Below are 20,253 nucleotides of genomic sequence, written 5' to 3'. Positions count from 1 at the left end.
AAAACCAATTCAATGAATTAGAGGTATACCAGTGTTAGATTGAAACATTGGTATACCAAATACATTTCATTAACCTGCCGCGACCTCTTGTTTGTTGAGTACAGGAACTCCCGAAAGACTATCTTTTACCGGACATACTTTATGAATATGCGCCAGAAGTGCATCGATGTTTGACTTTGGTGAATCACTTTCGATATTCACTCGGTATCGAATTTCTGAAAAACCAGGCCTAACATCCGATAAACCTTGAAATCCATCCAAATCCAAATCACCTTCTGCAAACACTTGGTAATCTTTTAACTCCACTTTATGTGCGGGTGCAAAAACAGAAACCAAAACCCCAACACAGGCGGCAAGACCACCTAATAAATGCTCAACGGGATTGGCACCTAAATCGGTTCCACCTAAAAATTCCGGTTCATCAATCACCCATTTGTGTTGCCTTGATTCTAAGTTGAGTTTCAGCCCACCGGCCCACGATGCCTTTGCTTCAAATAAAGTATTCGCCATTTGTTTCCTCCAAATTGGTAAGTACTGAACTTGTTCGGCTAAAATAAATTGACAAACCCTATATTCACTATAACAGATAAAAAATCTAATATTGCATAGTATATGATTCGAACTTCTGATCCATTGTACAGAGCCAAAGGGGAAGAAGGGCGCCTCCAAACTCTTTCTAATCGAAGGATGGGTTTGTCATAGGGACCGGGCTACTCCAGGGTTCGCGTTCGCTCCCGTCGCCCACCTTCGGTTGCGCGACCAAGCCTTCCGTATCCCTGGCGCAGGAATTTTCTTTTGTTCGGTATAAAGTTCTTTAAGATACAATCGATACAGATTACTGTCCTCAACCTTGGTAATTATATGAAATTAATTTTTGCTCTATTCGTGACTTTGTTTTTTGTAAGTTCCATCTCAGCCCAATGGAAAGATCCATCGGAAAGATTAGAATGGAATAGGGAAGTTGAAAAAAAATGGAGTCAAAAAAATACTCCGGATGCAAACGGAAAACTATCTGTTAATCATCTCATCACTCTAGATACAAATATTGATCCATATTCTCAAAATATGGCAGAAGGAAGATACGGTACTAAATTTTATTTTAAATATTATAGTTTTAAACTTCCAACAGAATTCAAAAGAGGGGATACTCTTTTATTGAGAATCACTGAAGTCATCAATCCACTTGATTTTTATTTAAGTCGATTGGATCTTACATATAACGAAAGTTCAATTTTTGAATCTGGTGGAATGTTTCGGATGGATGCATTTTATAAAGGACAACCTGTTCCATTTGATGGTCCTGGCATTGAGGTGCAGTTTCCTGTCCAGAATCCAACCAATGCTTACAATCTGTATTCGTATCAAAACAATCTTTGGGAAAAAAAACAAGATAGTAAAGATATTCAAACATCGGTGAATACCACCGAATCAACTTCTGATAATTTTGAATTTAATCTAAGTTCGATTGATAAAATTGTCAGTGGTGTAAAAGGATTCGTTTGGTGGAATTTTGACCTTCCTCGTAAAAACATAACTTGTTTAACTGGAAGGATTAAATCATCCAATACAAGCCATTCAGTGACTGTTGTTGGAATTAGTAAACTAGGGGTTACTACAAAACAATTTTATACGGATGAGTTTAAGATAAACTATTTGCAAGACGTTATGGTTAAAGTCATCGTTGATGGTGGTGATGGTACATTGGGTGCATCCAATCACATTCAAACGAACAAAGTTGATAGTTATTTTTATAGTGATGAGAATAAAAAAGGGAAATGCCAGAATATTGGTGAAATCAATACCAAAAAAGTTAGTCCTGAATTGAAAAACGATCGTGGAGAATTATTAAAATACCTAGACCTAAATGATATTCTATAGAATATTTAAAGTTAATTTATTAGGATTCAAGAATAGTTTTAAGGTAATAAGCTAACTGAATGAATCCAATCCAGAAAAATTCACTAGAGCTTATTAGCTTTTCTCCGCTATCTCAAATAAAAATTTGAGATATCCTTCAATGGTTACACTTACATAATTCCAGTATTTGTTCCACCAATGGTTCACACTATGGGGAAGAACATACCTTTGCCCTAAGTGGTGTTTTTCCTTTAGTAAAAGTAGATTCGTGATCATCCCTAATCTACGATCTCTGATTCATCAAAGCGATAATCCTTATTTTTGTCCAAATACCTTTTTTGTTTGGATCCTTTTGCATCAAAGATAATATACTCATCAAATTCACCATCTTGGTCATTGTCTGCAAACTCTACTGTTTTGACGCCTTTTGTATCATAAGACCTTTGGATTGTGAAAAAATCAGTAAGATACGGATTAAAAGATTCGGAGGTTAATACTCCACTGAAATCATAAGTTTTTTGATTTAAAATTTGATCTGTTTCTTTGTCATAACAGGAAAGTTGGATGAGTTTTCGTGTTTTTTTATAATAAGTAGATGTACAATAGTTGTCTTCATCAAAACTATATTCATACAATTCACTTTCCATCGATTTTTTATATTTATTAAACTTATCTTTTTCCAAAGCATAAAGTAAAAGAAAATATAGATTCGAAATGAATAAAATTCCGGATATGATCGTGAGTAGAAATTTTGTATCTTTTTTCGCTTTTAACTTAGTGAGTTCCCGATAACGATTGTATCTTTGGATTGGAAATTTATCTTCTTCGGGAGGATCTTCCGAAAAGGATCCATTTTCAATAATCTCTAATGCTTTTGAGTAGTCTTGATCCGAAACATAAATCTCAATTAAATTAGAATGTCTGGGAATCATGGCATCTAAAACGTCCAGGTCTTCCCCTTTCGTCATAAACTTAACCTGGTTGGCTGCCAGAGCTGATTCAATGACTTTGACTTTTGTATAATCTGTGGATGTATAAATTAGTTTCATTTGTTCACTTCAACACCCCAAATATTTCTAAGTTAGCTGAGTTTTACAATCCAAAACTTTCAATTTTGAAGCTCTAAGTCTCTGAGAAAATGCTTTTCAACAAAAAGCACAGATCTTAATTTCCTCTCTATGGATACAAATCAAATCACCGTACAATCTACAATCAGTGCCGATAGTAAAAAGGTTTGGGATTATTATACTTTGCCCACACACATCATCCATTGGAATTTTGCCGCTGACGATTGGCAGTGTCCTTGGGCCAAAAACGACCTAAAGGTTGGCGGTAAGTATAGTGCAAGAATGGAAGCCAAAGACGGAAGTTTTGGTTTTGAGTTTGAAGCCACTTACGACCAGGTGATCGATCAAAAATTAATTAGTTATACTATGGAAGATGGTAGAAAGGCAAGCGTTGGGTTTGAAACTTTAGGAAACAAAACACAGGTTACTGTAACGTTTGATGCGGAAAACCAAAATCCTGTGGAAATGCAAAAAGGCGGATGGCAGGCCATCTTAGATAATTTTAAAAAATATGTAGAATCTCATTAAACAAAGTAGGTTCTACCTTGGCGCATGAAAAACCTCTTTGTTTATTTGGAACTTGTTGAAATCAACAAAGAGGCATCTTGGTTCATAAAAATATTTTTCCCATGATGGAATGTTTTTATTTCTATATTTTTAAATCCAACCTCGGTAAGTAATGATTTTAAATGTAAATGTGCAAATCCGTTATGTACATTGGGATGATTGATGTTTTCATTTTTATCAAAATCAACAATGATCAATTTACCATCTGCATTTAATATGGAATTAAACTGTTTTAGTAATGTGATTGTATCAGGGACATGGAGTAAAACCAAAGAAGCTAAAATGATATCGGCTTTTACATTGGATTCAATTTTTGTAAAATCAGAATAAAATACTTTGGTTTTGGTTTGGTCTATCTTAGTTCGGACAATTTTTTCTTTTAAGATTTCTAACATGGATTCGGAAGAATCAATGAATAAAACTTGATCCACCAAATAGAATAATTCTAATCCAATGAGTCCGGTCCCACATCCATAATCTAATAAAGTTTTTCCTTTTTGATTTTGTAATTCTTTTTCGACAGCAGATAAAATGATTTTTGCTAAATCTTTCCTTTCCTCTGTATCGTATTGTCTCGCAATCTGATTGAATCGATTTTGTTCCATAATCGGCTTTGTTTTTCTTCCTTAAAAAGAAAGGGATGTTCGTTTTAGACCAGGTACCGACACCTTCTTGAACAAAAAATAATTTCTATTCCTGCAAGGTTCTCCTGGATTTCTATCTTTTTCTTTTGATTTCAATCGTCTTTATAATTATATGCCTTCTTGGAAAGCGGTTATCAAAAACTTCGCTAGAGATTCGTTTCTCTTGGTTTTGGTATTCCTGCTCTACTTATTCATCGGAAAATTAAGTTTAAATTTATCCTCCATCGATGGATACAGCACTCCTGTCTGGCCACCAGCAGGATTAGCCTTAGGATTCGCTTTGTTATTCGGCAACCGAGTTTGGCCGGCCTTATTTTTGGGTGCATACTTTACTAATACAACATACCTTCCCAGTTCAGAATCTTGGATTGAGTTTCTGATTTCCAATCCACAGAATATAACTATATCTTTGGGTAATTCGACTTCTGCAATTTTAGGAGCTTATTTTTTAAAAAAATATTCGGACCCTAAATTGAATATTTTTCAATTCCATGAGATCGTAATATTTTTTACATTTGCAGGACCGATTACAGCATTCATCTCTTCCGTCATAGGTAGTTTTTCGTTATATTATTTTAAGATCATTTACTTTGAGTTACTTTTTCAAACATGGCTGACTTGGTGGATGGGTGATTCCATTGGAATCATTATTTTTACACCGCTAATCATTCTGATTTGGAAATGGTATTTAGGTGAAGAGAAACTTGTTCGCTTGGTTGTTTTTGCTACAGCTACAATGAGTACTTTTATTTTTACTTTATCCGTTTTCTTTTTAACTAGAAATTGGGAGAAAAAATTTGTCAATTATCGAATCAAATCAGATGGACAAATCATATCCAGTGCAATTGAAAATCGATTATTCGAAACGTTAAGAGTTGTTAAGGCTTTGGGTTCCTTCATCGCACTCACTGAAAATTTGAATCGCGATTTTTTTGAAAAATTTTCAAAAGGTATCATAGATGATGAAAATAGCGTGGCTGCATTGTCTTGGGATCCTCTAATTCAAAAATCAGCTCGATTCACAAATGAACAAAAATTAAAAAAAGATTATCCAGAATCGATTGGTATATCGATTAAAAGTGATCAAAAAATAATACCTTCCCCAGAAAACGAAGAATACGTATTCATTCGATACATATATCCATACCCAGAAAACAAACAAGCAATCGGGTTTAACTTGTTATCTGATCCAGTAAGAAAAGAAACATTACATAGGGCATCCAAAAGACAAGGAGTCGATATAACGGGTAAAATCAAACTGGTTCAAAATTTAGAAAACAATTTAGGTTTTTTAGTTTTTTATCCTGTTACCCGAAGGAATGGCGAGTCTGGGTTTGCAGCGGCGGCCATTCGATTAACCTCTGTCCTTGATCATACTTTGGTTGGAAATGACCAAAATCATTTATGTATTAAAATCGAGGAACGAAACGATCCATTCCATATTGAAATTTTATCAAAAGATTGTTCCAATATTGAAGAAAAAATGTTCTCTGATTTTTTCTATGAACATCCAATTGTGATAGGTTCGCATGTTTTACATGTGAAGGTGATTGCTACTAAAGAATATTTTCAAAAAAATTTAACCAACGCATCTAGGTTTATCCTAATTATTTCTTCGTTAATGACTGGTTTACTTGGAATACTTTTACTAATCATCATGGGTAAAGAAAAGAGCATCCAGAACATTGTAGAAAAAAGAACATTTGAGTTAGAAAAAGCAAATAGAGTTAAATCAGAATTTTTGGCAAATATGAGTCATGAAATTCGTACACCAATGAATGGTGTTTTGGGAATGTTAACTTTATTGGAGCAAACTAAAATTGATTTGGAACAAAAAGACTATTTGGATAATGCAAAAAAAGCAGTTTTATCACTTTTAACCATCATCAATGATATTTTGGATGTTTCAAAATTAGAAAACAAAAAACTAGAGACGGATCCGAAACCTACCAATATACATAAATTATGTAAAGATCTGATTCAACTTTTTCTATCGGATGCACGTAAAAAAAATCTCGAATTTTATGTAAATATATCCAATTTAGATCCAAATCTATATGCCATGGTCGATGAAAATCGCCTTCGCCAAATTCTGATTAACTTAATCGGGAATGCATTAAAATTTACGTTTGTTGGGTCGTTAAGTTTAGATGTAAAGATAAGTGAAGATAGAAAATACATTATGTTCACCGTAAAAGATACGGGAATCGGAATATCCCCAGAAAACATTTCTAGATTGTTCAATCGTTTCGTACAACTAGAAGACTCTCGAACTAAAAAATTTGAAGGTTCCGGACTCGGCCTTTATATTTCAAAACAACTTGTTAATTTGTTAGGTGGAGAAATAGAAGTTCAAAGTGTTTTGAATGTTGGATCTTCTTTTCAGTTTACCATTCCATTTGAAGAAACAGATCAAAAAGAAATTCCGGTGGAAAATATCAGTCCTCATTTAGCCACTGGAGACAACAACTTCCATATTTTAGTCGCAGAAGACAATTCGTTAAATCAAAAGTTTATCGTAAAATTATTCCAAAAAGAAAATTTAAAAGTGAGTGTTGCCTCAAACGGAATTGAGGTAATCCAACTATTAGATGAATCAGGCAATCATCCTGAAGATAAGTTTAATATGATCCTTATGGACATTCAAATGCCATTAATGGATGGAATGGAAGCCACAAAACTCATTCGAAAACGCGAAGACGATTATCATGACATTCCTATCATTGCGATTACTGCTAATAGTATGGATTCCCAATTGAAAGAATATTTGGAAAATGGAATGAATGGATACGTAAAAAAACCAATCATCCTTTCTGAACTGATGTCTGCGATTTATAAAAACTTAAAACAATAACTAAAAATCAAAGAATAGGTCCTGATATGATGGTTCGGGATTACGCTGGGTTTTTCCCTATTGACTCCCAAACAAACATTCATGATTTTTTTTTGAATTTTATGTCGTTTAATTCCATTGACAAAATATGTCTCATTCAGTTTATTTAGATTCTATTCCGGGAGGAATGAGGTGAAACTCCTCAACTGACGGCGCAACCGTAAATCCTTATCCACTACAGATAAGGAAAGTCGGATCTTCCCACATATGAATCGCCCGTAAACGATCATCTGTACCGAAATTTTTTTCAGGGCCCCGGACTATTGCTACCGGGATACCCACACCTTCTTCCAAAAAAGTTGTAGTGTTCCGGGCTAATGAGATTTGGCCATGGAAAAACAACATTCCAAACCATCTCCATAAGCAAATCGATGTTAGCTGTCGCAATGTATGAGTTTTTGGTTCATTCTGAACTCATAATAAATATAAAATTTTTTAGACTTGGAGTTGTTGGATGGATTATCAATCGGAAGTTTTGTTAAAAGAGAATCAGGATCGATTTGTGGTCCTACCCATTAAGTACCCTAACATTTGGGAGATGTATAAAAAACAACAGGCATCCTTTTGGACTGCTGAGGAAATTGATTTAAGTAGTGATTTAGATGATTGGAATTCATTATCCAATAACGAAAGATTCTTTTTAAGTAACATTTTGGCATTTTTTGCCGCAAGTGATGGAATCGTAAACGAAAACTTAGCAGTCAACTTTATGAGAGAAGTTCAGCTACCAGAAGTTAGGTGTTTTTATGGATTCCAGATTATGATGGAAAATATCCATTCAGAAACCTATTCACTTCTCATTGACACATACATCAAAGATCCAAAAGAAAAACATAAACTTTTCCATTCAATAGAAACCATTCCTGCTGTAGAGAAAAAAGCCAAATGGGCCTTACGTTGGATTGGTGAGGGTAATTTTGCGGAACGATTACTTGCCTTTGCCGCCGTGGAAGGAATCTTTTTTAGCGGAAGTTTCTGTGCCATCTTTTGGATGAAAAAAAGAGGCCTCCTTCCTGGCCTTAGTTTTTCCAATGAACTGATCAGTCGCGATGAAGGTTTACATTGTGAGTTTGCTTGTATTCTCTTTAAAATGTTACAAAATAAACCAAGTGCCGATCGTGTTTACGAAATATTTACAGATGCAGTCAATATCGAAAAAGAATTCATCACCGAATCTTTGTCAGTTGATCTCATCGGAATGAATGCAAAACTAATGCGGCAGTACATTGAGTTTGTAGCAGATCGTTGGCTGATCGAACTTGGATTTGAAAAACTATATTATTCCTCCAATCCCTTTGATTTTATGGAAATGATTTCTTTACAAGGGAAAACAAATTTTTTTGAAAAACGAGTAGGGGACTACCAAAAGGCCGGTGTTTTAAATTCGGAACAAGGTTTTACATTCTCTCTGAATGAAGATTTTTAAAATTTAAGGAAAAGAAATTATATGTTTGTAATCAAAAGAAATGGAAAACAAGAATCGGTAAAGTTTGATAAAGTTACGGCTCGTATTGAAAAGTTATCCTACGGTCTCAGCCGTTTGGTTAGTCCTATTGATGTTGCCATAAAAGTCATTGAAGGAATTTATGATGGGGTTAGTACTTCGGAACTGGACAATTTGGCTGCTGAAATTGCCGCTTCCCTTACCACAAAACATCCTGATTATGCGCTTCTTGCCAGTCGTATCGCTGTAAGTAACTTACATAAAAACACAACCAAATCTTTTTCGGAAACAATGGAACGATTGTATTCTTATATCGATCCAAAAACAAATAAAACAATGCCTCTGATTGCAGAGGATGTATGGGAAATCGTAAAACAACATTCCGAACTTTTAGATAGTTCCATTATTTATGATCGGGACTTTGGTTTTGATTATTTTGGGTTTCGCACTTTGGAAAAATCTTATTTGTTAAAACTCGACGGTAAAATTGTGGAACGCCCTCAACATATGTACATGCGAGTGGCTCTTGGCATCCACAAACATAGAATTGACGATGTTATCAAAACTTATAATTTGATGAGCGAACGTTGGTTTACACATGCAACGCCCACTCTTTTTAATGCAGGAACACCTAAACCACAAATGAGTAGTTGTTTTCTTTTGACAATGAAAGACGACAGCATCGACGGAATTTACGATACCCTCAAACAAACAGCAAAAATTTCACAGAGTGCTGGTGGAATTGGACTTTCGATTCATAACATTCGGGCCACAGGTTCTAATATTGGAGGAACTAACGGAACCAGTAACGGAATCATTCCCATGTTACGTGTGTTTAACGATACGGCACGGTATGTAGACCAAGGTGGTGGAAAACGAAAAGGTGCCTTTGCCATTTATTTGGAACCATGGCATGCCGATATTTTTCCATTTTTGGAATTAAAGAAAAATCACGGTAAAGAAGAGATGCGGGCTCGTGATTTATTTTTTGCACTTTGGATCTCTGATCTTTTTATGAAACGAGTGGAAGAGGGTGGTGATTGGAGTTTGTTTTGTCCCAATGAAGCACCGGGTCTTGCTGAAGTTTATGGTGATGAATTTGTGGCACTATATGAACAATATGAAAGGGAAGGACGAGCGCGCACCAAAGTCAAAGCACAAGACCTTTGGTTTGCCATTGTGGAATCACAAATAGAAACCGGAACTCCTTATTTGTTGTACAAAGATGCAGCCAATTCCAAAAGTAATCAGAAAAATTTAGGAACCATCAAAAGTAGTAACCTCTGTACCGAAATTTTAGAATTCACAAGCCCAGACGAAGTTGCCGTTTGTAATTTGGCATCGGTCGCTTTACCAAAGTTTGTTGTAGATGGAAAATTTTTATTTGATAAATTGTATGAAATTGTCTATCAAATGACGGTAAATTTAAACCGTATCATTGATGAAAATTATTACCCTGTTCCAGAAGCAAAAAATTCAAATTTAAAACACCGTCCGATTGGGATTGGTGTTCAAGGTTTAGCCGATGTTTTTATCCTCCTTCGTTTGGCCTACGAAAGCGATGCCGCAAAAAAACTAAATATCGAAATTTTTGAAACGATATACTTTGCTGCCATGACAGCCAGTAAAGACATAGCCAAAGAAGAAGGAACGTATCCTAGTTTTCCTGGTTCGCCTCTTTCCCAAGGAATTTTCCAATTTGATTTATGGAATGTAAAACCAACTGGTCGCTGGGACTTTGATTCCCTTAGGAAAGAAGTCATTCAATTTGGTACAAGGAATTCTCTTCTTGTTGCACCAATGCCAACAGCTTCCACTTCGCAAATTTTAGGAAACAATGAATGTTTTGAGCCCTACACTTCCAATATCTATACAAGGCGAGTTCTAAGCGGTGAGTTTATCATTGTCAATAAACATTTGTTACATGATTTGATTGAACTTGGACTTTGGAATTCTGAAATGAAAAACAAAATCATCGCTTTAGGTGGGAGCATCCAGTCGATTCCTTCCATTCCTGATTCCATCAAAGAAATATACAAAACAGTCTGGGAAATGAAACAAAGATCTCTTATTGATATGGCAAGGGATCGTGGTGCGTTTATCTGTCAGTCTCAGTCTTTGAATTTATTTGTAGAAAGTCCTACCGTTTCCAAACTAACCTCCATGCATTTTTACGCATGGAAACAAGGTTTAAAAACAGGGATGTATTATTTGCGAACCAAAGCCGCAACACAAGCCATCCAATTCACTGTAGAAAAAGGCAAAGAAGTTAGTCCCTTAGAAAAAGAATTCCAATCCTCTTCTTTGCAAGCTAACAAAAAAGAGGTGAATTCTGAATTTGTGGGTGAGGCCTGTTCTATGGAAGAAGGTTGCCTCGTTTGCGGAAGTTAAAGGAACTCTAAGGCATCAGTGAAATAGCTAAAAAGGAAGCCATAATCACTAAGTGGATGAGTCCATGCAGTGATGTGGTCCTTCCCGATCCAAAAGTAAAACTTCCTGCAAGAAAGGTGACCATCAAAAACACAATCCCTTTGCTATCCAATCCAAGGGTTAATGGTTTATCAAACATAAGAGAATACAAACTCACAGCGGGAATTGTGAGTGCAATACTCGCCGCTCCTGATCCCAAAGCTAAGTTCAAACTCGTTTGTAGCTCATTGATTTTTGCCGCATTCATAGCGGCCAATGTTTCTGGAGCCAAAACCAAAATTGCAATCACAATCCCCACAACGGCTTTTGGTGCGCCTAACGCTGCAATGGTGCTCTCAATGGTAGGACTCAGAATTTTAGACAAACCCACAACGGCAACTAAAGAAAATAAAAGGGAGATAAAACTAGTAACGGCTCTTTTTTTACTTGGTCTAGTTCCAGAGATTTCAGGTTGTGATACCTCTTCCTCAGAAACCGCAAAAAAGTTTTTATGAGATTTTGTTTGCGACCATACCAGTGACCCATACAATACAAGAGATGCAAGTGATACAAAGATGAGTTGTCCTGCACTATAGGTTCCTCTGTTTGTCGTAGTTGTGAACAAAGGCAGAATTAAAGTAAGTGTGGATAATACCGCAAGAACTCCGAGTAAGGCAGTGGTTCCTACAGATTGAAAGCCTAGTTCTTTATGCTTTAAACCACCTAACAAAATGCAAATGCCTATGATTCCGTTTGTCACAATCATTAGAGCCGCAAAAACTGTATCTCTTGCAATTTGTGGTGAATCTGCCGTGTCGTTACTCATAAGACTGACAATGAGTGCCACTTCAATCACCGTAACAGAAATTGCTAAAATCAAAGTTCCGAGCGATGGTCCCACTCGTTCCGCGATGACTTCTGCGCTATGAACTGCACTTGAGATACCGACGGCTAAAAATACAACAGCGAATGCGATGAGAAGCCCTTCACCAATCGGTGCGATCATAGCAAATAATAATACCAAAAAGGATGTGAACGAGAGCCAGTCATTGGATGAGATTGTTTTTGAATTTGCCATAGAGTTTCTAATTTAATATTTTATATTCTTCAATTCTCAGACTATAAAAAATACGATAAAGTTCAAGGAATTCCACGGATTTGCCACGTATACTCAAACTTTGGGCGCCTCGAATTGGAGCAGAAAGCTTCATTTTTTCTTGGCACGACCGGGCTATCCGCTCCAATCTTCCCTTCGGGAAGGATTTCCGCTTCTATCCCTGGCGCAAAAATTCCATCTAAAATTGATTCAATCGATTCTAACTTTTTAATTTTCGAATGACTTTTCTTGTATCCGCTTTATTTATGTTTGTTGGTTCGTTCTGATGAAGACTGTAATTTCAAACAAATCTAATCGATTCAAGTATCTAAGGTTTACGAAATTATTGCCTTTGGTGGTTTGCCTTTTTTCTTTCAATGCCTGCCTTCTTAATCCCATTGTACAAAGTATACTCTTTCCAGAAAAGGACCCTTCCTCAAAATCTTTGTTTGCTCTTTGGGCCTTACTTGCAAGTTCTAACTCTGTTGTGGAGTTAAACCATACTTGGGCCGGGATTCATAAAGGAGATAGTTTGCAATTGGAAGCTCAGTACTATTTGTACGGAAACAAAACGGAAACAACCTTTCAATGGTCCAGTAGCAATGATTCTGTTGCGACTGTATCGGCTACAGGACTTGTACAAAGCATTGGAAATGGAAAAATACTCATCACTGCCACATCAGGCGATGGAAGGGCCAGAGCCACAAGTGCGATCACAGTTTATTCGGGATATGTATATGCCAGTTTGGATAATATGAATACTGTTGGTTTTCTAACGATGAATCATACCACTGGCGCATTGACATCCTTTGCAACATACAGTACCGGTGCCAGTACTGGGCCAACTGGTATTGGAGTCGATCCTTTTGGTAAGTTTTTATTCACAGGAAATTTTAATAGTGGAACTATCTCCCAATTTTTAATCAACCAAACGACTGGCGCACTGACATCCAATACCCCTTTTTCTGTGACAGCTGGGACAAACCCAAGAAATTTAGTCATTACACCTGATGGAAAGTATTTGTATTTAATAGCAGAAGGAACACAAAACATTGAAGCCTATTCTATTAACTCGAACGGTACTCTGAGTTTTATAAATTCTTATACTTCTACTATCGGCCAAGCTCAAATCCAAATTTCGCGATCTGGTAAATTTATCTTATTGATGAACGGTAGTTATAATGCCATTGTCGCCTACCAAGTGAATCCGATTGATGGAAGTCTTTCCTTGGCCGCAACAAGCCCAAGTTTTACCAATGGCGGAACCGGTTATATTGCTACTCATCCGAATGGATCTTTTTTATATGTAGGTTCTTTCCCCGCTGTAACAGTTTTAAGTTTCGATGATAATACTGGTTTCATGACTATCGTAGACTCTGTTCCACAAACGATGTTGTCCAATGGAGCCGCCATTCATCCTAATGGTCGCTTTTATTATTTAATGCATTTAAATAATGAAACTATTTCTTGTTACGGGATTGATCCCATTACTGGAAAAACTTCCTTTATATCTAGTCTATCAGGATTTTCTTTTACTAGTTTGCGATATATGATAATTGATCCTACGGGACGTTTTGCCTATGTTGCCGATAATAGTGGGGATTTACTTCAATTTAGCATCAACCAAACTACCGGTGAGCTCACTTCGATGGGAACTGTCAATGCAGGCGGTGGTCAGTGGAATTTAACTTTTTTATAATCGCCAAAATCAAGTTTTCACTTGAGATTGGAATTCTCCCTTAAGGAAACGATATGATTTTAATTCCAGTCCCGAGTTCTGATTTTGATCCAAGTGAAGCCTCCCTTCCTTGGAAATTATTATCAGAATCAAATTTCAAATTCCAGTTTGCCACACCTAATGGAAAAAAAGCAAAAGCAGATGAACGGATGTTAACTGGAAAAGGACTGGGAATTTTGAAATCTGCGTTTATGGCACGTAAAGATGCAAGAGTTGCTTATGCGGAAATGGAAAATTCTAAAGAATTTCAGAACCCTATTTCCTATTCTGAAATCAAAGAAAAAGATTTCCAAGCCATTCTTTTGCCAGGGGGGCATGCGCAAGGTATGAAGGAATACCTAGAATCCAAAGTTTTACAAAACGTAGTCGTGGATTTTTTTCAATCCAATAAACCGGTTGCGGCGATCTGTCACGGAGTTCTACTTGCGGCAAGAAGTATAAACCCAAAGACCAACAAGTCTGTGTTATATGAAAAAAACACAACTGCCCTTTTGCAAAAACAGGAACTCCTCGCTTACTATACAACAAGACTTTGGTTAGGAAATTATTACAAAACCTATCCGCTCACAGTCCAGGCAGAAGTCACAAGTTTTTTAAAATCAAAAGAGCAGTTTAAAACGGGAGGGAGTCTATCTGTACGAGATAGTTTAGAGAATCCAGATGTTGGTTTTACCGTTGTAGATGGAAATTATGTTTCTGCTAGATGGCCTGGGGACGCGTATCAATTTACGAATACATTCAGAACTTTACTTTGATCCATTTCGTAAAATTTTTTCCATCGTTTTTCCCTTAGCTAGTTCATCCACAAGTTTGTCTAGATATCGCACGTTTCGTGTTAGGGGATTTTCAATTTCTTCGATGCGGTAACCACAAATCATTCCTTTGATTTGTTCTGCGTTTTTATGTAATTTAGCTTTGGCGAAGAAACTTTCAAAGGTCACATTTTCTTTGATGAGTTCGTTTATCTTTTTTGTATCAAAAGAAGTTAACCATTCAATCACTTGGTCTAATTCCTTTTTGGTTCTCCCTTTTTTTTCAATCTTGGTAAGGTAAAGAGGGTAGACAGAAGCAAAGGTCATTTCTGCCATTCTTTCGTGGTGTTTTGCGCTTGGTTCCATGGTTGTGATTATAATTGATTTAGAGGTGATTTTAATCAATTTTAATTGATAGTAAATATTAATTAAATATTTTTTCCTTTTTTTATTAGAAAATATTTTGTAAATTCATTGTTTGAATCAATAAATATTTCATGAATGTTAAAAAAAAGTAGCACTCGTTTGGTTAATGCTTCAAAGTAGAAACAATGAAATTAATATTCGGAATTTTCCTAGTTCTTTTTGCATGTAATCCTTCGGCAATGGAAAATTCATGCGATTCCAGTTCTAATATGTTTCTGGAAACTTTAATAGTAAAACGAATGAGAGGAGATAAATCTTCCCATTGTGGAATTAAGATTTCTCCAAATATTTGTGATCTAGATATAACGTCCTTAATTCAATCTGAATACTCGCAAGAGTTTATAAAAGAAATCAACATTCAATCTCAAAAAGGTTCGTCAGATAATCCAACTTATGACATTACTTCAGTAGCTGTTCCCGCAGCTTCCTTTAGATGGTCGGGATCTGTTCTTGCACCAAATGGAAAAATTTATTCCATTCCTTACCAAGCCACGACAGTTCTAATCATAGATCCAGTAACTAATACAGCGGACAACAGTTCGATTGTTGGTCTCACTGGATCCAATAAATGGAATGGCGGAGTTCTTGCTCCCAATGGCAAAATTTATGGAATCCCTTTTGCAAGTACAAACGTCTTAATTATTGATCCTAAGACAAATACTGCCAATACAACTTCCATTACTGGGCTTGGCACTGGTAGTAAATGGAACGGTGGAGTATTAGCCCCCAATGGCAAAATTTACGGAATTCCTTTAGAAAGTGATAGTGTTCTTATTATTGATCCTGAAACAAATACAGCCAATACAACAACGATTACTGGGTTAGGCGTCGGAGGTGCTAAATGGTCTTCTGGAGTCTTAGCCCCCAATGGCAAAATCTACGGAATTCCTTATAATGCTATGGATAGTGTTCTCATCATTGACCCAGAGAAAAATACCGCCAATACGACTTCCATCACTGGTCTTACGGGTGCCTATCGATGGTCATCTGGTGTTTTAGCTCCTAATGGAAAAATCTACGGAATTCCAAATGATTCGAATACTGTTCTGATCATTGATCCAGAGACTAATACAGCAAACGCAACGTCTATTTCTGTACCTTCTGGTACTACAAAATGGGTTGGCGGAGTATTGGCTCCTAATGGTAAAATTTATGGGATACCAGCATCCAGTGACGTTGTCCTAATCATCGACCCAGCCACGAATACAGCAGATATCACTTCAATGACAGGGTTAGTCGGGGTAAATAAATGGAACGGAGGAACCGTTGCTCCAAATGGAAAAATTTATGGCATTCCTTTCTCTACCACAACTAACTCAGTATTGGTGATAGATCCGAAATCTATTGGATCCTTTTGCCCATCTCTTTTAGAATCTTCCTATTTGAACAAATTTTAATTTATTAGCTGATTCAAATCATATTTGATTAAGTTTTTCTTTACCTTTGTGTTTTATAATGAAGAGCGATCGAACCAGAAGGAAACGTTTTTGATTCTAAAAAATCCAACCGAAAGGTTTTTGGTAATTTGACTGTATCAAACAACCTAGGGCCATTTCCGGCAATCACCGGATGAACCACAAATCGATACTCATCAATCAAATACGCTTCCGAGAGTTGCGATGCAAGACTCAAACTTCCAATACAAATGTCCTTGCCTTGTTTTTGTTTTAAATCGTTCACTTCGTCCGCCAAAGATTTTTTTGCCAACCTTGTATTTGGATCTTCTACTTGTTTGATGGTTCGGGAGAAAAGGATCTTTTCAAGAGAAGTAAATACTTCCGCAAACTCATTGGTGACCTCAGACATGGATTGGTCTTTTGCTACATCCGGCCAAAAAGGCACCATCAGTTGGTAGGTGGTTCGCCCATAAAGAATTTGATCTGCATTCTTTAAAATGTCGGCAAAGTATTGGTGTATATCTTCGTCAGCAACCATACCCTCATGGCCATAAAATCCATCTGTTGATGTATTGATTGCAAAAATAACCTTTCTCATAGGTCTTTTTATACGAGGTAAATTGGGATAGGAAAGTATATTTTGATCGGTTACTTTGACACTTTGAGAAATTTTTATAGAATTAGTGCCAAAAAAACCAAACCAATGAAAAGACAAAGTGGATTATAAACTCGCATTGTATAATACACAAAAATTGGTTTCCAGTGTTTGGTGACAAACGGAGCATAGCCGAAACTACCTCGTAAGAAAAAAATTACTGAGACAATTCCCATGATCAGTTTTAATCCAAAGATCAGATCATCGTTGAATCCAAGATTGTCTCGCAAGCACCATACAATCGGTAAGAAGGAAAACAGAGCCAAAAAAATAGCCACAAACAAACACATAAATCGAGAGGGGAACTGGTTCCCTTGGCCAAAAACCAAATCAATTAATTCTTGTTTGGTTTTCCCTGGCCAAAGTCCTCCAAAACCCCAGTAGATATGAATCACTGCAAGAGATAGGAGGATAATGGTCGAGGCAATCGCAATTAATGTCATGGGAATCATTCAAGTGAGGTATGCTGAAAAGAAAATCATTTTTGAATTTTATTTTCCATTAATTTTAACAGTTTTAACGATTGATTTTACTTCTTCTAATGTGGATTCAAAATCTTGATACGGAATTCCCGATCGAATCAAATAAAAATAATCTTTTTGCGGAAAGATCCAAGCGGCAGAGACAACTTTTGGTTCGACCAAATAAGGTAGTACAAGTTGTATTTTTCGATTTAACCTATGTAAGTTGTCAAAAAAGTATCTATTATTTTATTGCCTTTCCGTTGTTAGATTCTATTTTTAGCAAATTATGAAAAAAAATATCCTATTGGTTTTTCTCGTGCTAAATTGTGCTACATTGGCAAAGGATTATATGCCGAAGGATTATAGCTTTTCCACCAATGAAGTGGATACAAGTTTCTATGTTGATGGTGAAAAAGTAAGTGAGACCATTTTAGAAATTCCAATTCCGAAAGTTCCTGATAAAACCATAAAAATTCGTGCTGTAAAAACAGGCTTTAAACCAGAAGAGGTAGAGTTACGATATCAGTTTAATCCCATTGTGCATTTAAACGGACTCTTCTTGATATTCTATCCAGTGGGAGTTCTTGTTGATTACTACAACGATGCATTTTATCATTATAGTGCAGAAAAAAACTATTTCGTAATGCAAAAAGATTCCAATTTTACTGAAAATGACATGAGTAAGTCCTATGTTTCTTATGAAGAAAAGAGAGGAAATTTGAAATTTGCGAATGGATATTTTGCAACAAACCGAGCTACGAAAATTTTCTCAATTGCTCGATTTGAAAAAGGTGAATATATTGAATTAGCCAATCGAAAAGATTCTTCAATTGATAACTCGAATGGAATTTTGTCAGTTTCTCAATATCAAAAAAATAATGGATTAGATAATCGAATTGGTTTTTTAACACCGGGAAAATACAGAATCAGTGCCTTTTTTAGTTATAGTGTAACAGAGGGTCGTAATATAAGAACCTACGAAGGAAAAGTCAACGAAACAACTGAATTTGAAGTTTTACCAAATGCATTAACAATTCTTTGTACAGATTTTGACCAAACCAAAGGTAAAACAGTTTTTCAATTATACCAATCAAAATCGAATCCAGATTTGCATAAGTTCTCAGCACCTAATCTACAAAATACGGGAAATCAAATCTGTCCTGCCATTAAGGGAATCGACTTAAAAATTAATTAGGTTTTTCAATCGTAACGGGAATTTCTTCAAAGTTTGCATCACTACTTTTTCTAACTCGAAAAATCAGTTGGTTGGGTAGTTTGTCTTTAGGATAAATGAATGCGAAAACTCTAAACATTGAAAACCCGGGATCTAAAGTTTCATTTATGACATTTACAGCTTCTGTTTCGTACCTTACATCTGTTTTTGTTTTTAATTTTTCAAAGAAATTCCCGCCCCAATTAACACGAATGATTCTATGCATTTCTTGTCCTTTTAACGGGATAACTGGTTGTAATGATACTTCTAATTGCGAAGAAGATGTATTTTTGATTTCAAGTTCGACGTTTACAACATCGATAGAATTATCTCTCGGAAAATAACCTCTGTTAAAAATACGATAACCAGCCGTTCGCTCAATACCTAATATTTTAAATGTGACAAATTCGTTTTGGCCAGATATATTTGCTTTTGCTGCTCGTTCTTCTAATGTAGAGCAACTAACAAGTAAACAGAGAACAATGAGGATATTTTTTTTCATAATTTTGCTCAATAATTGACTCATTATATTTTAAAATTCAAGTAAATTTGGCAGTTTTTGAATGGAAAGATTGTTTTTTATTTAGATTTTAGGTTCCAGATAGATCGCATAACAGTATTTTGTCAGATATCGACTAACTTTTATCAGATAATTTTTTCCAAACTTCTTGTTTTTCCCCATGCCTTTGACTGTATCCTAGTTCCTTAGATAAGAGAATCGGATAGAGGTTTTTTGCCGCAAATATTGGTGGCGACGGCACCAAAAACCTAAGTAAATGCTAAATTTCTGGAACTCCGGATTCCCGTCCTAGGAGGACAAAAAATACAACTATGCTAATATAGAAATTTGATAGTTAAACTTATGCGAATCAAAATAGCATTTTTTTGCCTTAGCCTTTTGTGTTTCCTTAATTGTAAACCCGCTGCGCTTTGCAATTCGGGTGACGTCTCCAGTAAGTGCGGAATTTTACAATTGGTTATGCCAAAATCAAATTCTTCAGGTTCGAGTGTGGCACGTATTCCAACATGCTCGCCTTGTCGAATCTACGTTACAGCAACGGGCTATGATGCCAATCTGGGAGGTATCATAGGTGCCGATAACAAATGTTCCTCTGATACGAACAAACCGATTACTGGTACATATAAAGCATTGATCGTGGATGATATCAATCGAAGAGCTTGTACAAGTGTGAACTGCACATCTGGCGGAGTTACGGAACAAATCGATTGGGTATTGGCACCAAATACTAGCTATGTGCAGGCTTTAAATACAAGCACTGTTGTCTTCATATCGGATACAAATGGTGTATTGACCAGTAACTTAACGAGTTTAATTTCTTCCCCAACGGGAATCTGGACAGGTATTAAAAATAATCCAAACTGGGATTGGCAGACAGATATAACACATACCTGTTCTTCTTGGGTGGATAGTGTTTCTGGAAACTGCGGAACCTATGGAGTTACCAGTTGGAATGATAGTCGTTCGATTGCGATCACATCCGCTTATGGAAGCGGTGGGACCTTAAATAATTTACTTTGCGTAGAACAATAATTAGATTTGCGACATAATAAATTTTCAGTTGTCTTATCAGAAACAGTGTTCTTTACTAAAACCCATGTTATCTGATTCA

The 20,253-nt window shown here is 36.1% G+C and carries 18 protein-coding genes; 10 read left to right on the top strand and 8 right to left on the bottom strand.

Annotated elements, in window-relative coordinates; translation table 11 throughout:
* Positions 1-69 precede the first annotated feature (69 nt).
* Positions 70-510, bottom strand: coding sequence for an OsmC family protein (locus EHQ70_RS13680; protein ID WP_135587307.1), 441 nt, complete (start codon positions 508-510; stop codon positions 70-72).
* Positions 511-861: 351 nt separating this feature from the next.
* Between EHQ70_RS13680 and EHQ70_RS13675 the strand changes: the two genes are divergently transcribed.
* Positions 862-1,878 carry a hypothetical protein gene (locus tag EHQ70_RS13675; protein WP_135587305.1) on the top strand — a complete coding sequence of 339 codons (1,017 nt, stop codon included), beginning with the start codon at positions 862-864 and terminating at the stop codon, positions 1,876-1,878.
* 257 nt (positions 1,879-2,135) lie between these two features.
* Here EHQ70_RS13675 and EHQ70_RS13670 read toward each other — a convergent pair whose 3' ends face one another.
* Positions 2,136-2,906 (bottom strand): putative signal transducing protein, encoded by a 771-nt coding sequence (locus EHQ70_RS13670; RefSeq protein ID WP_135587303.1) that lies wholly within the window; start codon positions 2,904-2,906, stop codon positions 2,136-2,138.
* A 129-nt stretch (positions 2,907-3,035) separates the two neighbouring features.
* On the opposite strand from EHQ70_RS13670, the gene EHQ70_RS13665 reads away from it, so the two are divergent.
* Positions 3,036-3,452 carry an SRPBCC family protein gene (locus EHQ70_RS13665; RefSeq protein ID WP_135587301.1) on the top strand — a complete coding sequence of 139 codons (417 nt, stop codon included), beginning with the start codon at positions 3,036-3,038 and terminating at the stop codon, positions 3,450-3,452.
* A gap of 41 nt (positions 3,453-3,493) precedes the next feature.
* Here EHQ70_RS13665 and EHQ70_RS13660 read toward each other — a convergent pair whose 3' ends face one another.
* Positions 3,494-4,096, bottom strand: coding sequence for a class I SAM-dependent DNA methyltransferase (locus EHQ70_RS13660; protein WP_135587299.1), 603 nt, complete (start codon positions 4,094-4,096; stop codon positions 3,494-3,496).
* 151 nt (positions 4,097-4,247) lie between these two features.
* On the opposite strand from EHQ70_RS13660, the gene EHQ70_RS13655 reads away from it, so the two are divergent.
* The 3 genes from EHQ70_RS13655 (at position 4,248) to EHQ70_RS13645 (ending at position 10,863) form a co-directional block, all read left to right on the top strand.
* A complete protein-coding gene (locus EHQ70_RS13655) occupies positions 4,248-6,989 on the top strand; it encodes an ATP-binding protein (RefSeq protein WP_135587297.1) in 2,742 nt (913 codons plus the stop codon).
* A gap of 493 nt (positions 6,990-7,482) precedes the next feature.
* Positions 7,483-8,454 carry a ribonucleotide-diphosphate reductase subunit beta gene (locus EHQ70_RS13650; RefSeq protein WP_135587295.1) on the top strand — a complete coding sequence of 324 codons (972 nt, stop codon included), beginning with the start codon at positions 7,483-7,485 and terminating at the stop codon, positions 8,452-8,454.
* Between the two features lie 21 nt (positions 8,455-8,475).
* Positions 8,476-10,863 carry a ribonucleoside-diphosphate reductase subunit alpha gene (locus EHQ70_RS13645; protein WP_135587293.1) on the top strand — a complete coding sequence of 796 codons (2,388 nt, stop codon included), beginning with the start codon at positions 8,476-8,478 and terminating at the stop codon, positions 10,861-10,863.
* Between the two features lie 7 nt (positions 10,864-10,870).
* On the opposite strand, the gene EHQ70_RS13640 is transcribed toward EHQ70_RS13645, so the two are convergent.
* Positions 10,871-11,959, bottom strand: coding sequence for a calcium:cation antiporter (locus tag EHQ70_RS13640; RefSeq protein ID WP_135587291.1), 1,089 nt, complete (start codon positions 11,957-11,959; stop codon positions 10,871-10,873).
* A gap of 463 nt (positions 11,960-12,422) precedes the next feature.
* Here EHQ70_RS13640 and EHQ70_RS13635 point away from each other — a divergent pair, with 463 nt between their 5' ends.
* Together EHQ70_RS13635 and EHQ70_RS13630 are read left to right on the top strand one after the other, a co-directional pair.
* Entirely contained in the window at positions 12,423-13,676 is a 1,254-nt protein-coding gene (locus EHQ70_RS13635; protein WP_244288344.1) for a beta-propeller fold lactonase family protein, read from the top strand.
* Positions 13,677-13,729: 53 nt separating this feature from the next.
* Entirely contained in the window at positions 13,730-14,470 is a 741-nt protein-coding gene (locus tag EHQ70_RS13630; RefSeq protein WP_135587287.1) for a type 1 glutamine amidotransferase domain-containing protein, read from the top strand.
* On the opposite strand, the gene EHQ70_RS13625 is transcribed toward EHQ70_RS13630, so the two are convergent.
* Complete coding sequence (locus tag EHQ70_RS13625) at positions 14,462-14,833, bottom strand: DUF2200 domain-containing protein (RefSeq protein ID WP_135587285.1); 372 nt, start codon at positions 14,831-14,833, stop codon at positions 14,462-14,464. The two genes, EHQ70_RS13630 and EHQ70_RS13625, sit on opposite strands and share 9 nt — an antisense overlap.
* 185 nt (positions 14,834-15,018) lie before the next feature.
* Between EHQ70_RS13625 and EHQ70_RS13620 the strand changes: the two genes are divergently transcribed.
* Positions 15,019-16,290: a Kelch repeat-containing protein gene (locus EHQ70_RS13620; RefSeq protein WP_244288343.1), complete on the top strand. Its 1,272-nt coding sequence runs from the start codon at positions 15,019-15,021 to the stop codon at positions 16,288-16,290.
* A 40-nt stretch (positions 16,291-16,330) separates the two neighbouring features.
* Here the strand turns inward: EHQ70_RS13620 and EHQ70_RS13615 are convergent, their stop codons facing one another.
* Positions 16,331-16,888: a dihydrofolate reductase family protein gene (locus EHQ70_RS13615; protein WP_135587283.1), complete on the bottom strand. Its 558-nt coding sequence runs from the start codon at positions 16,886-16,888 to the stop codon at positions 16,331-16,333.
* A gap of 74 nt (positions 16,889-16,962) precedes the next feature.
* Positions 16,963-17,388 (bottom strand): DUF3995 domain-containing protein, encoded by a 426-nt coding sequence (locus EHQ70_RS13610; protein ID WP_135587281.1) that lies wholly within the window; start codon positions 17,386-17,388, stop codon positions 16,963-16,965.
* 307 nt (positions 17,389-17,695) lie between these two features.
* On the opposite strand from EHQ70_RS13610, the gene EHQ70_RS13605 reads away from it, so the two are divergent.
* The gene (locus tag EHQ70_RS13605) at positions 17,696-18,604 is read left to right on the top strand and encodes an LEPBI_I2678 family protein (RefSeq protein WP_135587279.1); all 909 of its coding nucleotides are present in this window, start codon (positions 17,696-17,698) and stop codon (positions 18,602-18,604) included.
* Here EHQ70_RS13605 and EHQ70_RS13600 read toward each other — a convergent pair.
* Entirely contained in the window at positions 18,597-19,124 is a 528-nt protein-coding gene (locus EHQ70_RS13600) for a hypothetical protein (protein WP_135587277.1), read from the bottom strand. The genes EHQ70_RS13605 and EHQ70_RS13600 overlap by 8 nt on opposite strands.
* Positions 19,125-19,484: 360 nt before the next feature.
* Here EHQ70_RS13600 and EHQ70_RS13595 point away from each other — a divergent pair, with 360 nt between their 5' ends.
* Positions 19,485-20,174 carry a DUF1554 domain-containing protein gene (locus tag EHQ70_RS13595; protein WP_135587275.1) on the top strand — a complete coding sequence of 230 codons (690 nt, stop codon included), beginning with the start codon at positions 19,485-19,487 and terminating at the stop codon, positions 20,172-20,174.
* The last annotated feature ends 79 nt before the right edge of the window (positions 20,175-20,253 follow it).

It is taken from the genome of Leptospira congkakensis, from assembly GCF_004770265.1.
In the GTDB taxonomy this organism is placed as follows: domain Bacteria; phylum Spirochaetota; class Leptospiria; order Leptospirales; family Leptospiraceae; genus Leptospira_A; species Leptospira_A congkakensis.
This window is presented reverse-complemented; position numbering and strand designations above follow the sequence as displayed.